Origin of the sequence: Streptococcus sp. CL6.22, assembly GCF_049738055.1 — a bacterium.
Taxonomy (GTDB): Bacteria; Bacillota; Bacilli; order Lactobacillales; family Streptococcaceae; genus Streptococcus; species Streptococcus mitis_DJ.
Genome location: NZ_JBKOTV010000002.1, coordinates 157,859 through 171,828, shown reverse-complemented (window position 1 = coordinate 171,828; position 13,970 = coordinate 157,859). Strand labels below are relative to the sequence as shown.

At 36.9% G+C, this 13,970-nt stretch carries 13 protein-coding genes and 2 pseudogenes; 13 read left to right on the top strand and 2 right to left on the bottom strand.

Annotated features, from left to right (window positions below):
- Both ACLNCW_RS01875 and ACLNCW_RS01870 read left to right on the top strand, forming a co-directional pair.
- Positions 1 to 151 (top strand): annotated as a pseudogene (locus tag ACLNCW_RS01875) (ABC transporter ATP-binding protein); the annotation flags it as partial.
- A 3-nt stretch (positions 152 to 154) separates the two neighbouring features.
- Complete coding sequence (locus ACLNCW_RS01870) at positions 155 to 1,339, top strand: membrane protein (RefSeq protein WP_033607212.1); 1,185 nt, start codon at positions 155 to 157, stop codon at positions 1,337 to 1,339.
- A 107-nt stretch (positions 1,340 to 1,446) separates the two neighbouring features.
- Here the strand turns inward: ACLNCW_RS01870 and ACLNCW_RS01865 are convergent.
- Positions 1,447 to 1,557: pseudogene (locus ACLNCW_RS01865) on the bottom strand (IS30 family transposase); the annotation flags it as partial.
- Positions 1,558 to 1,750: 193 nt separating this feature from the next.
- Between ACLNCW_RS01865 and ACLNCW_RS01860 the strand changes: the two are divergent.
- The 10 genes from ACLNCW_RS01860 to ACLNCW_RS01815 all read left to right on the top strand — a co-directional run bounded on the left by ACLNCW_RS01860 (position 1,751) and on the right by ACLNCW_RS01815 (position 12,794).
- Complete coding sequence (locus tag ACLNCW_RS01860; RefSeq protein ID WP_424845271.1) at positions 1,751 to 2,341, top strand: type IV toxin-antitoxin system AbiEi family antitoxin domain-containing protein; 591 nt, start codon at positions 1,751 to 1,753, stop codon at positions 2,339 to 2,341.
- Positions 2,341 to 3,177: a nucleotidyl transferase AbiEii/AbiGii toxin family protein gene (locus tag ACLNCW_RS01855; protein ID WP_033607214.1), complete on the top strand. Its 837-nt coding sequence runs from the start codon at positions 2,341 to 2,343 to the stop codon at positions 3,175 to 3,177. The genes ACLNCW_RS01860 and ACLNCW_RS01855 overlap by 1 nt, the downstream gene beginning before the upstream one ends.
- A 282-nt stretch (positions 3,178 to 3,459) precedes the next feature.
- Positions 3,460 to 3,759, top strand: a complete 300-nt coding sequence (locus ACLNCW_RS01850; protein WP_003042486.1) for a hypothetical protein — start codon at positions 3,460 to 3,462, stop codon at positions 3,757 to 3,759.
- Positions 3,749 to 4,237 carry a hypothetical protein gene (locus ACLNCW_RS01845; protein ID WP_424843850.1) on the top strand — a complete coding sequence of 163 codons (489 nt, stop codon included), beginning with the start codon at positions 3,749 to 3,751 and terminating at the stop codon, positions 4,235 to 4,237. Before ACLNCW_RS01850 ends, ACLNCW_RS01845 begins: the two co-directional genes overlap by 11 nt.
- Positions 4,237 to 6,114, top strand: a complete 1,878-nt coding sequence (locus tag ACLNCW_RS01840) for a VirD4-like conjugal transfer protein, CD1115 family (RefSeq protein ID WP_424845273.1) — start codon at positions 4,237 to 4,239, stop codon at positions 6,112 to 6,114. Before ACLNCW_RS01845 ends, ACLNCW_RS01840 begins: the two co-directional genes overlap by 1 nt.
- 20 nt (positions 6,115 to 6,134) lie before the next feature.
- Positions 6,135 to 6,377 (top strand): hypothetical protein, encoded by a 243-nt coding sequence (locus ACLNCW_RS01835; protein WP_000627865.1) that lies wholly within the window; start codon positions 6,135 to 6,137, stop codon positions 6,375 to 6,377.
- Positions 6,378 to 6,393: 16 nt separating this feature from the next.
- Entirely contained in the window at positions 6,394 to 7,248 is an 855-nt protein-coding gene (locus ACLNCW_RS01830) for a conjugal transfer protein TrbL (RefSeq protein WP_001054257.1), read from the top strand.
- 53 nt (positions 7,249 to 7,301) lie between these two features.
- Positions 7,302 to 7,661 (top strand): PrgI family protein, encoded by a 360-nt coding sequence (locus tag ACLNCW_RS01825; protein ID WP_001097589.1) that lies wholly within the window; start codon positions 7,302 to 7,304, stop codon positions 7,659 to 7,661.
- Positions 7,612 to 9,969 (top strand): VirB4-like conjugal transfer ATPase, CD1110 family, encoded by a 2,358-nt coding sequence (locus ACLNCW_RS01820; RefSeq protein WP_424845270.1) that lies wholly within the window; start codon positions 7,612 to 7,614, stop codon positions 9,967 to 9,969. Before ACLNCW_RS01825 ends, ACLNCW_RS01820 begins: the two co-directional genes overlap by 50 nt.
- An 11-nt stretch (positions 9,970 to 9,980) precedes the next feature.
- Entirely contained in the window at positions 9,981 to 12,794 is a 2,814-nt protein-coding gene (locus ACLNCW_RS01815) for a phage tail tip lysozyme (RefSeq protein WP_023916193.1), read from the top strand.
- Here the strand turns inward: ACLNCW_RS01815 and ACLNCW_RS01810 are convergent.
- The gene (locus tag ACLNCW_RS01810) at positions 12,779 to 13,012 is read right to left on the bottom strand and encodes a hypothetical protein (protein WP_424845269.1); all 234 of its coding nucleotides are present in this window, start codon (positions 13,010 to 13,012) and stop codon (positions 12,779 to 12,781) included. The genes ACLNCW_RS01815 and ACLNCW_RS01810 overlap by 16 nt on opposite strands.
- Positions 13,013 to 13,559: 547 nt before the next feature.
- On the opposite strand from ACLNCW_RS01810, the gene ACLNCW_RS01805 reads away from it, so the two are divergent.
- On the top strand, positions 13,560 to 13,970 hold the full coding sequence (locus ACLNCW_RS01805) for a thrombospondin type 3 repeat-containing protein (RefSeq protein WP_020998530.1): 411 nt from the start codon (positions 13,560 to 13,562) through the stop codon (positions 13,968 to 13,970).

The window sequence follows — 13,970 nt, the reverse complement described above, 5'->3', positions numbered from 1 at the left end:
CGAGTATTATCGACAGAAATTTTTTGATAGACTGGCACAAATCAATAGACAAGAACAGCTGGTTCTTTTGAGTTCCCACTATAAGGAAGAGTTGGTTGATGTCTGCGATAGAATAGTAACCATTCATCAGGGACAGATAGAAGAGGTTTAATTTATGAAAGATGTTAGTCTATTTTTATTGAAAAAAGTTTTCAAAAGTCGCCTAAACTGGATTATCTTAGCTTTATTTGTATCTGTACTCGGTGTCACCTTTTATTTAAATAGTCAGACTGCAAACTCACACAGCTTGGAGAGCAGGTTGGAAAGTCCTATTACAGCCAACGAGAGAGCTATCAATGAAAATGAAGAGAAGCTCTCCCAAATTTCTGACACCAGCTCGGAGGAATACCAGATTGCTAAAAATGATTTAGAATTGCAAAAAAATCTTTTGACGCAAAAGAAAGAAATTCTGGCTTTGTTAAAAGAAGGGCGCTGGAAAGAAGCCTACTATTTGCAGTGGCAAGATGAAGAGAAGAATTATGAATTTGTATCAAATGACCCGACCTCTAACTCTGAATTAAAAATGGGGGTTGACCGCGAACGGAAGATTTACCAAGCCCTGTATCCCTTGAACATAAAAGCACATACTTTGGAGTTTCCGACCCACGGAATTGATCAGATTGTCTGGATTTTAGAGGCTATCATCCCAACCTTGTTTATGGTTGCTATTATTTTTATGCTAACACAACTTTTTGCAGAAAGATATCAAAATCATCTGGACACAGCTCAGTTATATCCTTTTTCAAAAGTGACATTTGCCATGTCCTCTCTTGGAGTTGGAGTGGGATATGTAACTGTGCTGTTTATCGGAATCTGTGGATTTTCTTTTCTAGTTGGAAGTCTGATAAGTGGTTTTGGACAGTTAGATTATCCCTACCCGATTTATAGCTTAGTGAATCAAGAGGTAACTATTGGAAAGATACAAGATGTGTTATTTCCTGGCTTGTTATTAGCTTTCTTAGCCTTTATCGTCATTGTGGAAGTAGTGTACTTGATTGCTTACTTTTTCAAGCAAAAAATGCCTGTCCTTTTTCTTTCACTCATTGGGATTGTTGGCCTATTGTTTGGCATCCAAACAATTCAGCCTCTTCAAAGGATTGCACATCTGATTCCCTTTACTTACTTGCGTTCAGTGGAGATTTTGTCTGGAAGATTACCTAAGCAAATTGATAATGTCAATCTGAATTGGGGTATGGGGCTAGTCTTACTTCCTTGCCTGATTATCCTTTTGTTAGTGGGGATTCTATTTATTGAAAGATGGGGAAGTTCACAGAAAAAAGAATTTTTTAATAGATACTAGCTTTCCTATAGGGAAAATAAGTAAAAACTAACAGAGTGAGGGAACCAACTAGGTTCCCTCTTTTTGATGCGGACATCAAGAAGGAAACGCCAAATTTCAAATTCAAGTTAGCAACCAAGAAGAAATTCTCTAGAAGACTTGTAGTGCAAGCATTTTTTAGGATAGTTATTAATCCAATTTTCGATGAATGCGACTTCTTTGGGAGTCGTTTTCTTAGTTTCCTGAAGTATGGGGCTACGTTTGGTGTGGAACCTATCAGTCTATATCTTATTTTTTCTTTAATAATAGCTGGTCTGTCTTACGTATGGATTGATTTTGAAATAAATAAACTAAATGAATTGATTTTAAAGAAATAAAATGCTAACATATATAGAAGATGTTAGCATTTTGTTTTCAATAAAGGAGAATGATATGGTTGATAAAAGAGAGAAACTGATGAACTCTTTCAATCAGTATGGTTTTTTAACTTTTAAACAAGTAATAGATGAAAATTTACACTACAAAACCTTATTAAAAATGGTTAAAGAAGGAAAAATCGATGCTGAAGAAAAAGGCTTATATCGCTTACCTGATATCTATTTAGATGAGTGGTTTGTCCTTCAGTATCGATTTCCAAAGGGAATCTTTTCTTTGGAGACAGCACTTTGGTTACATGGTTTATCTTTGACTATCCCTTTTAACATGACGATGAGTTTTCCTTATGGTACGAATACCAAAAACATTAAGGAAGCAGATATATGTCCTATTATTTTACGCTCTCACTATAGTGAAGGAATTATTGAAATAGAGCGTCTTCCTGGTCAATTTATTAAAGTTTATGAAGTTGAACGAGTTTTGGTTGAATGTCTAAGACCAGTTCATCAGGTGGATCTTCAAATTATTGCACCAGCCTTTAAAAAATATTTTCAACAGAATCAAATTTATTTACACAAATTATTTTATTATGCCCAGCTATTTAAGGTAACTGATAAGTTACAATCTTATACGGAGGTACTATCTTAATGTTTTCAAATGCCAATAGCTTTAAAGCAAAAATCAAAAACATTTCAAAAGATAAGGGAATTCCAGCTCAACAAGTACAACAACATTATTTAATTGAGCAAGTGTTAAAGCTGATTTCTACTAGTTCTTATAGAGATTCCTTCATTGTAAAAGGAGGGTATCTAATAGGTCAAATTCTTGGACTAGATAAGCGAACCACAATGGATTTAGATGTCACTCTGAAGGGAACCGAAATGAGCAGAGAAAATTTGGTTCATATCTTTGAAGAGATTCTTTGTTCTAAAACTGATGGATTTTCATTTTCAGTAGATAAGCTAGAACCTATTCGCCAAGATGATGAATATGGAGGATTTTCATTAAAATTAAATGCGACTTTTGATACATTAAAGGAGGTTGTTTTTATTGATATTACAACTGGTGATAAGATCACACCAAGAGAAATAACTTATTCAATGACTTCTATCTTTACTAATGAAAGCATCCAGATATGGACATATAATCTAGAGACTGTACTTGCTGAAAAGTTAGAAACGATCATCAGTAGGGGACTAGCTTCGACGCGTCCACGTGATCGATATGATCTTTTCACCTTGTATAAACTTAGAAAAGAAGAGATTAATCTTGAACTATTAAAAAATGCACTTGAGAATACGGCAGAAAAACGTAAAAGTAAAGATACTATTGATAATTGGGAAGAACAAGTGAGAGGAATTGAAATTTCTGATTATCAGAAAGAGCTATGGATTCGTTATCAACGCCAATTTAAGTATGCTAAAGATATCTCATTTGATAACTCTGTTCAGGTTATTAGGGAAATTATGGAACAAATATTTTAGTACAAAAGTAACTCATTCGTAAAGCAGTGAGTTTCTTTTTTTATTTCAACAACCTCAAAAATGTGATAAAAATTTCAACTACTCTTATCTATAATAAAGCTACCTGTTCTTTGAAAATTGAATCCACTCCGTCTTGATTAGCGTGCCTGTGTAAGTAGGGACTGAGAGTATTTCCCTGTGAAGGGCAACTGGCACAAGACGTGTGTGAGAATTTTCTAACAGACACGGAGTTTATCGTTACCAGACTCAAACGATGCGACAAATTAGATAAAGGAGTTAATCATGAAGGTAGTAAACTTGTATGATTTGAAACAAATGGGAAATAAAGGTGGTTGTACCATCCAATTGATTCATCACTTTCCCTTTGGTATGGGCTTAGGACATCTCAAAAAAGACTACATTGAATTTAAACGTGTTGGTATCTTTGATGGGAAAGCAGTAGAAGTCACTCTTCGAGAACCTTATTCGAGAGATCTACTGCAGGTTGTCAAGTCAATCAAGCAACATCAGAAATTGATAGCTTATCGCTATAAAGAAGGAAAACTGCTATTTGTGAAGAAGGAGGCGTCAGATGTCCTCTGAACAACAGGAACGAATGGCAGTTCAATATGCTGAGCGTAGTCTTTTATTTACTGTAAAAAGTCTTTTAAAGATTCTAGAATGGTCTAGACGTCAGGCTTTAGCACAGGATTCTGCCTATAAGATAGGGGTACAGAAATTAGAAGAATTGCTACAATCTCCTTATTCGATTGATACGATTAATCTGAATAAAGATTTTTTAGACAAACCAATTGATATAGAGAAATTTAAAGCTTTTTTAGAAAAAGAAGAGATTCCTTTAGCCATCGCTTGGCAAGAGGATTCTCTGCATTTCTACACGAAAGACCGTTCGATTCTAGACAATCATTTAGACCATCTGTTAGAAAAAATGGTTAATGATCCGGAGAAATTAGCTGATTTTACCATGGATAAGTCATTAGACGATGCAATTGATGAGGCTAAATCCCAAATTACCTTTAGACAAGAAGGAGCCGTCAAACAGAAAGAGATGGTGAGATGATGTACAGTGGAAAGAAATTCCTACTATTCTCACTGTTAGGTATCTTACTAGGCTATCTTTTTCATCGTTTGACGCTTTTATATGATTCCTATACTGGAAATAGCTTAGATAAATGGACTCATCTTCTAATGGAAGGTCAAGATAAAGTTCTTCAGTCGCCATGGAATGTTTCCTTTACTGGAAAATCAAGTGCTTTTTTTCTACTAGGCTTTGTTATGATGCTGCTGGTTTATCTCTATTTAGAGACTGGAAAAAAACAATACCGAGAAGGGGTAGAATACGGGAGCGCCCGTTTTGGAACTCTAAAAGAAAAGAAGCTCTTTTACGGTAAGGAATTTTCTCATGATACGATCTTAGCACAAGATGTTCGTTTGACATTATTAGATAAAAAGCCACCCCAATATGATAGAAATAAAAATATTGCGGTGATAGGAGGTTCAGGAAGTGGGAAGACATTTCGCTTTGTGAAACCCAATCTGATTCAGATGAATAGTTCTAATATTGTAGTGGATCCTAAAGATCACTTGGCCGAGAAAACAGGTAAACTCTTTTTAGAAAATGGTTACCAAGTAAAGGTTTTAGATTTAGTCAATATGAAGAACTCAGATGGCTTCAATCCTTTTCGCTATATAGAGACAGAAAATGATTTGAATCGCATGCTGACGGTTTATTTTAATAACACCAAAGGCTCTGGATCTCGTAGTGATCCATTTTGGGATGAAGCTTCTATGACTTTGGTACGAGCTTTAGCCTCTTACTTGGTCGATTTCTATAATCCACCTAAAACAAGAGAACAGCTCATTGAAGAGAGTCGTTTGAGTCAAACAGAATACCAAAACTTGTTGAAACGTCAAAAAAAAGAAGTGGAAGAGCGAAAAAAACGAGGGCGTTATCCAAGTTTTGCTGAAATCTCAAAACTCATTAAACACTTATCCAAGGGAGAAAACCAAGAAAAAAGTGTCTTAGAAATTCTATTTGAAAATTATGCTAAAAAGTATGGAACTGAAAATTTTACCATGCGAAATTGGGCAGATTTCCAAAATTATAAGGATAAGACTCTGGATTCTGTTATAGCTGTAACCACTGCTAAATTTGCCCTCTTCAATATTCAAAGTGTCATGGATTTGACCAAAAGAGATACCCTTGATATGAAGACATGGGGCCAGGAAAAATCAATGGTTTACTTAGTTATCCCAGATAATGATAGTACCTTTCGCTTTCTTTCAGCCCTCTTTTTTTCAACCGTATTTCAAACCCTAACAAGACAAGCAGATATTGATTTTAAGGGTCAATTACCTCTTCATGTGAGAGTCTACTTAGATGAATTCGCAAATATCGGAGAAATCCCAGATTTTGCTGAACAAACCTCAACAGTTCGTTCTAGGAATATGAGTCTCGTTCCCATTCTTCAAAATATTGCCCAACTTCAAGGGCTCTATAAAGAAAAAGAAGCTTGGAAAACCATTTTGGGGAACTGTGATAGCTTGGTCTACTTAGGTGGTAATGATGAAGATACCTTTAAATTTATGAGTGGATTACTCGGTAAACAAACCATTGATGTTCGAAATACGAGTCGTTCCTTTGGCCAGACAGGTTCAGGATCCCTTTCTCATCAAAAGATTGCTCGTGATTTAATGACACCTGATGAGGTCGGAAATATGAAACGGCATGAATGCTTGGTTCGAATTGCCAATATGCCTGTCTTTAAAAGCAAAAAATACAATTCAACCAAGCATCCAAACTGGAAGTACCTAGCCAATCAAGAAACCGATGAACGGTGGTGGAACTATCAAATCAATCCTTTGAATCAAAGACAAGAAAATCATCTTGAAGGCCTTAGAATTCGTGATTTAACTTTTGAATCTAGTTTAAAATAAAAATAGAAAAGAGGAAATAGATGATTACGCATTTTAAAGGTTTTGTTTATGGAGTAGACGCAAGTGCTATGTTTGCACAAGCTATGTCTTTGTTACAGAAGGGATTGATTGCGGTTGGTGCCTTTCTCGTTGTTGTGGGGATTGTCAACCTTGCAACCAACATTAAAGATGGTGGACCAGGTGTTCGGAATGCCATTCTTGAAATTGTCGGTGGTGTTATGGTCGGGGCTGCTGGAGCCTTTGTAACCCAGATTTCAATTTAGGAGGATAAACAATGACATGAATCTTAGTTTAGTCTCACCCTTTGTTTACCTTGCATCTGAAAAAATATCAGCTGAAAATTTATTTGAAGGATTTAATGTGGATTTACAATCTACGGTAGATCTGATTAAATCCCTATCTAGCTACAATCCAACAGTTTGGACTTACATGTCTAGTATTACTAAAAGTGTCATGCAGCCTCTTGGAGTTGCGATTTTATCAGTTGTTCTCATCTTAGAATTTTCGAAGATGGCAAAGAAAATTGCTAACTCTGGTGGAGCAATGACCTTTGAAGCATTAGCGCCGATGTTGATTAGTTATATTATGGTCGCAGTTGTGATTACCAATACAACTGTGATTGTAGAAGCTATCATCGGGATTGCGAGTCACGCTATTGAACAAGTGGCTTCGATTGTGGCTCACGGTGGGGCAAAGTATGATACCATCTCTGGATTAAAAGGGTCAGGATTTATTGGCCGGATGATTGTGGGCTTTTTCGCCCTCCTCATTTGGCTTGTTCGGATAGTAAGTGCTGCCATGGTCAATCTTTTGGTATCTATTCGATTTATTCAACTCTACCTTATGATCCCATTTGCACCTCTTACGATTCCAACATTTTTAAGTGATGAATGGAAGTCTATTGGTATTGGCTATTTAAAAAATATTATGGTCTATGCGGTACAAGGGGTTCTCATTTTTCTGATTGTTTCTCTTGTTCCTTTGTTTGAATCTGCTGGGAAAATAGCTGTTTCAAATGGTGCAGGAGTCTTGCAATCACTTGCGATTATGTTTGGTAGTTTGGTACAAGCTATCTTACTGATTATTGCCCTCGTTGGTTCTCAACGTACGGCTCGTTCAATCTTAGGTATGTAATTAGATAAAGGCTAGGAAGTAATTGCTTCTTAGCCTTTTTAGAAAGGAAAGTCATGAATACACGTGTCTTTAAAGACATTTCAAAATACCAACACAGGGCTTGGTTAGGTTTCACCACAAGACAAATCATCTTTGTTTTACCAGCCTTTATTGTCACAATTATTGTTTTGGGCTTGAATCTCTTTTTCTGGCAATTTGGAGATTGGTTTGTTTACGGTTTTGTGTTTGCTTTTACCATCCCCCTCATGCTTTTTGGAGTCTATAAACCCAATGATTTATATTTTGAACATTATTTGAAATACCGTCTTCATTTTGAATTAACGGTTCCCCTACGCACAATTACAGGAAAGAAAGGACCTGAACATGAAAAGAAAATCAAATACATTAAAGAAACAAAAAACTTCAATGACTAATCAGAAAGAAGTAGTTAAAGGAAAAAAAGAGGAAGTGTTACCATCAACGGCTAATACTCTTTCCTATCAAGCCCTGTATCAAAATGGTCTGATGCAGGTAAAAGAACATTATTTCTCACAAAGCTATTTACTTGGTGATGTCAATTACCAGACTGTTGGTTTAGAAGACAAGGGGGCAATCATTGAGAAGTATTCTGATTTGATTAACTCCCTAGATGACCAAACTAACTTCCAATTGACCATTTTTAATAAAAGATTGAATTTAGAAAAGTTTAGACAAAGTGTTTTGTATGAGGAAAAAGAAGATGGATATGATACCTATCGTAAAGAATTGAATCGGATGATGAATCAGAATTTAGACAGTGGTGAAAATAATTTTTCAGCTGTGAAACTGATTAGCTTTGGTAGAAAGGATACTAATCCCAAACAAGCTTATCGTTCCTTGTCTCAAATTGGAGAATATTTCAAGAGTGGTTTCTCAGAAATTGATGCTCGATTTGAATCCTTGGCTGGAGAAGAACGTGTCAACTTGTTGGCAGATATGCTTAGAGGAGAACACCATCTTCCTTTTTCTTACCGTGATTTAACGAGATCTGGTCAGACAACTCGTCACTTCATAGCACCTAATCTCTTGGATTTTAAAAACAAGAATTACATACAAATCAATGACCGCTTATTACAGATTGTCTATGTGAGAGACTACGGCATGGAATTAGGTGATCAGTTTATTCGAGACCTCATGCAAGGAGATTTGGAATTGATTGTGAGCCTCCATGCTCAAAGTTCGACCAAGGCAGATGCCATGAAGAAACTACGAACAAAGAAGACCTTGATGGAATCCCAAAAGATTGGGGAACAACAAAAACTAGCTCGTACAGGTATCTATTTGGAAAAAGTAGGTCATGTATTAGAAAGCAATATCGATGAAGCTGAGGAACTCTTAAAAACCATGACCGAGACAGGAGATAAACTATTTCAAACAGTCTTCTTGATTGGTGTCTTTGGTCAGGATGAAGAAGAACTCAAACAAGCCCTAGACACTATTCAACAAGTGGCCGGCTCAAATGACCTAATGATTGATAAACTTCCATATATGCAAGAAGCAGCCTTTAATAGTTTGCTGCCATTTGGTTGTGATTTTTTAGAGGGAGTATCACGGAGTTTATTAACATCTAATGTAGCAGTGAACTCACCTTGGACTTCAGTAGACTTACAAGACCGCAGTGGGAAATATTACGGTATCAATCAAATCTCAAGCAATATTATTACCATTGATCGCAGCCTATTAAATACACCGTCTGGTCTGATTTTAGGGACATCTGGAGCTGGGAAAGGGATGGCAACCAAGCATGAGATTATCACGACCAAAATCAAGGAATCTGGTGAAAATACTGAAATTATCATCGTGGATCCAGAAGCAGAGTACAGTGTTATTGGACGGGCTTTTGGTGGGGAAATGATTGATATTGCGCCCGATTCCCAAACCTATCTCAATGTACTTGACTTGTCTGATGAAAATATGGATGAGGACCCTGTTAAGGTAAAATCAGAATTTCTTTTATCCTTTATCGGCAAGTTATTGGATAGGAAAATGGATGGAAGAGAAAAATCGATTATCGACCGAGTTACGAGACTCACCTATCAGTCATTTAAAGAGCCTTCTTTGGAAGAATGGGTCTTTGTCTTGAGTCAACAACCAGAAGAAGAAGCGCAGAATTTGGCACTTGATATGGAACTGTATGTCGAAGGTTCTCTTGATATTTTTTCTCATAAGACCAATATTCAGACAGGATCTAATTTCTTAATCTATAATGTTAAAAAGTTAGGAGATGAGCTGAAACAAATCGCTCTTATGGTTGTTTTTGATCAGATATGGAATCGTGTTGTTCGGAACCAAAAATTAGGGAAGAAGACCTGGATTTATTTTGATGAAATGCAGCTTCTCTTACTAGATAAATATGCCAGTGATTTCTTCTTTAAATTGTGGAGTCGTGTCAGAAAATATGGAGCTAGTCCGACTGGAATAACTCAAAACGTCGAAACCTTATTGTTAGATCCAAATGGTAGACGGATTATTGCAAATAGTGAATTTATGATTCTCCTCAAGCAAGCAAAAAATGACCGAGAAGAACTGGTTCAACTCTTAGGCTTGTCAAAAGAACTCGAAAAATACCTAGTCAATCCAGAAAAAGGGGCAGGACTAATAAAAGCTGGTTCAGTTGTCGTTCCCTTTAAAAATAAGATTCCTCAAGGTACACAATTGTTTGATATCATGAGTACAGATCCTGATAAAATGGCTTCTAATTAAGGGGAAGGTAAATGAAGGATAAAAGAGAAATCATACGTGCCCGAAAGGCATTTAGAAGAAGTCTAAAAGATGAGAAAAAATTCTTGAAACAAGGAAAGAAGGAGGTGAAGAAACAGAAAAAAGATTCCGCTGTACTGGATGATAAAGCATGGAAAAAAGAGATAAAAGAAAAGCTAGAGGAGATGAGAGAAGCTTCAAAGGCTAGAGTAAAACAAGCAAATGAAGACTACAATCATATTCTTCAAAATAGTCCTCCATCTCTATTGAATCGCAAAGAATTAAGAGACAGACGGTTGCCTCATGCTAGGAAACGATTGAAAATAGCCAAGAAGCAATTTAGAGAAGCCAAGGTAGAAGCAAAAGAAGAAAGAAAAGAGAGTCGTAAAGAAAGAAAAACCAATCAAAAATTTCTATACGGTCAGGAATCGAAACATAAATCTAATTTTTTCTTTAAAGGGAAGAGTTTAGAAGAATTAAAAGCTAAGAAAGAAGTCAAGGCCGCAAAAGAGAATCTAAAATCTACTAAACAAGCCTATAAGTCCAAAAAAGTCAGTAGGAAAGCCAAAACTTTTCTTTATGTCCTTGGACGTGAAGGTGGAGAGTTAGCTTCAGAAAATGAAGATTTAGAAGCTTATCGCACTCTACAAGAGACCATTAGAAAAGGGAAACGCTACAGTCGGCTTTCTTATAACATTGGGAAAGCTAGTGTCAAAACAGGACAAGCAACAGGTCGTTTTACCAAGAAAAGACTGACCAACACAAAAGAGCGATACCATCATTTTAAGGATGGAAAAGGATGGAAACTAGCGAAAGATAATCCAAGCTCCTTTAAAAATCGGTTTCGAAAATTAAAGAAACAAGGTCTTACAAGTGTCCGAAATATCTATCAAAAACTAAAAGCAGCCTTTTCCTTCTTTACATTTGCGGCTGGAAATCCTATAACCTGGATAGTAGGAGGATTAGTTTTTCTTCTCTTACTTATGATGAGCTTCTTTTTAGGATTTTCATCTGCTAGTTTGATTCAACAAGATGAATTTGAATTAACAAAAGCTTATACCCACCTAACTTGGGAAGACGCAGAACATACTCGTACAAATGACAAAGGCATTACCTATTACACAAAAATTGATGATGTGATGGGCTATATGAACTTTAAATTCCATGATTACGAGTTAAACAAACCAGTTCACTTATTTAGTTCAGAAACTTACAAGGATTATCTGTCTACTTTGTGGCATGATTTAAACGATGGAGAAGATTTAAAATCCATGCAAGACCTTTATGAAACTCCTAAGTATAAACTATCAAAAGACGATCAAGAGGAAATGAAGGAACTAAAAGAAGAAGGTGTGTATGCTTCCATGCAGGAATTGGACAATCCATTTGAGGGGAAAAGCAACGAGGATAGTCTAACCATGACTTATCGTTATGGCTACTATGATTTAGACGGCAAACCTACCCTTCAGGAGTACATTCTACTAGAAGCGAAGGCTCACCAAAGGATTGTCGCACCAATGGATGGTGTTGTATCTCTAGACGGAGATAATGTTATTCTCACTAACGGAAAAGGAGAGAATGAGAGTCGCTTAACCTTATATTCCATTCATAATGGCCGTGCGATTGAGGGAACAAGAGTTCTAACGGGTGATGTTATAGGTGAAACACCAGATGATACAGGTTTGAAAGTTTCCTATCAAAAGTATAAGAACAAGAAAGAAAAATTGGTGTATGTCAATCCGCAATTTTATTTTCCAAAAGTCATTCAACTTCAGACTACTATTTTACCAGCAATTGGTCAGTTTGGTGGGGATGAGTTTGAACGAGCAAAACATATTTATGAGTTTTTGAAATCTCAAGGGGCAAGTCCCCAAGCCATTGCGGCTATTTTAGGAAATTGGTCGGTAGAGTCTTCTATCAATCCTAAACGAGCTGAGGGAGATTATTTATCTCCTCCAGTTGGCGCTACCGATTCCTCATGGGATGATGAAAGCTGGTTAGCGATAGGAGGACCAGCCATTTATAGTGGTGCTTATCCTAATATTCTTCATAGAGGTCTAGGTTTAGGGCAATGGACAGATACCGCAGATGGGTCAACACGGCATACAGCTTTATTGAATTATGCACATATCAAAAATAAGAAGTGGTATGATTTAGACCTCCAACTTGATTTTATGCTTCATGGGGATAGTCTTTACTATCAAAGTTGGTTAAAGGATTTCTTTGGAAATACGGGCAGTGCAGCCAATCTCGCCCAACTCTTTCTGACCTATTGGGAAGGAAATTCTGGTGACAAACTACTGGAAAGACAAACCAGAGCAACGGAATGGTATTACCAAATTGAAAAAGGCTTCAGCCAAACAAATGGAGGACAGGCAAAAAGTGACCCGCAATCCCTTGAAGGGGTTCGTGGGGACTTGTATGATCATTCTGTTCCTGGTGGTGGAGATGGTATGGCCTATGCCTATGGACAATGTACATGGGGTGTTGCAGCTCGTATGAACCAGTTAGGATTAAAGCTAAAAGGTAGAAACGGAGAGAAGATTTCAATCATTAATACCATGGGAAATGGTCAGGACTGGGTTGCGACAGCTTCAAGTCTTGGTGGGGAAACGGGCTCTACACCAAGAGCAGGTGCTATTGTTTCTTTTGTAGGAGGTACACATGGTACACCAGCCAGCTATGGTCATGTGGCTTTTGTAGAGAAGGTCTATGATGATGGTTCTTTCCTTGTGTCTGAAACCAACTATGGGGGCAACCCTAACTATACCTTTAGAAAAATCTCTCAAGCAGATAGTGCCATCAGTTTTGCTTATACGACCAAATAGAAGAGTTTACACTTGAAATTGTAGCTATTTAAAGATACAATATGTCTATAAATGAGTGGTCGGCTCATGGTCAATCTGATAGTAATCTTGGACATAAGGGCCAAGCGGTGGCGGACACCAGAACAAAATCCGATAGCAATCTTGGACGTACGGGCCAAGCGGTGGCAGACACCAGAATAAACCGACTGATTAGGTGGCTTACAGGTTAAGTAAGTCATCTTTTTTAATATAAAAAACAGTAAGAAAGCGTAAAAAATCAATTCCTGTACTAGCGTGTAATTGAAATTTTTTAGTTTTGGCGTTAGAACTGTTTCCTCAGTCCTAGCCCCTTCTCTTTTTGATAAGTATGCTTGGCAGAAAGTAGTTTGTAAATGATTCTGAGAATCTTATGAGCATAAGCAATGACGGCCTTCATCTTGCTTACTCTTTGGGAAATTCGATTATAAAAAAAAGAAAAAGCTGGATCCTTGGAATGTGCTGCAATTAATCCCGACATGGTCAAAGCCTGTTTTATTTAGCGATTTCCTTGCGTGATGTGTGAGGATTTTTTAATGCCAGCACTATAGGCTAAACATCTTTTTCTGTCATGAGTTAGCAGGCTCTGCCTGATTAGAGTTTTACATGTAATCTATTTTAATAGTAATGTTTTATCATTTTCAGGAGAACGCAGTTTTGGCTCGTTCTCTTTTTTGTTGTGATACTTCTTTCAAGGAATATTTGGTAGGATTGGAGTGAAAAAAGATTAACTAAGAAAGAAGGAAGTATATGGAAGCCATTTATCAACGTGATTCGGATCAAGATGGACTGACTGACGCTCAAGAATTTGCGCTAGGAACCAATCCTCTTAGCGCAGATTCTGATGGTGATGGTCGTTCAGATTTAGTGGAAATAGAAGAAGGAACCAATCCCTTAGAAAAGGATTTACAAGACATAGACCAAACAAGTATCACTGAACCGTCCTCAGTATTTATGGAAATGAAACAAAAGATTTCAGATATGATGGAGAGTCACTACAAGGAATTTATACAGGCTCTGATTAGTATTGAAACAGGGATTGAAAACCAACAAGACCTAGAAGACTTATATACTTACTACATGAGAACGGATGCCGTTTCTCTTTTATCTAGTGATTTAGAAATCAGTCCTCAAGAGGTTGAAATGGAGATAGAGTTGTAG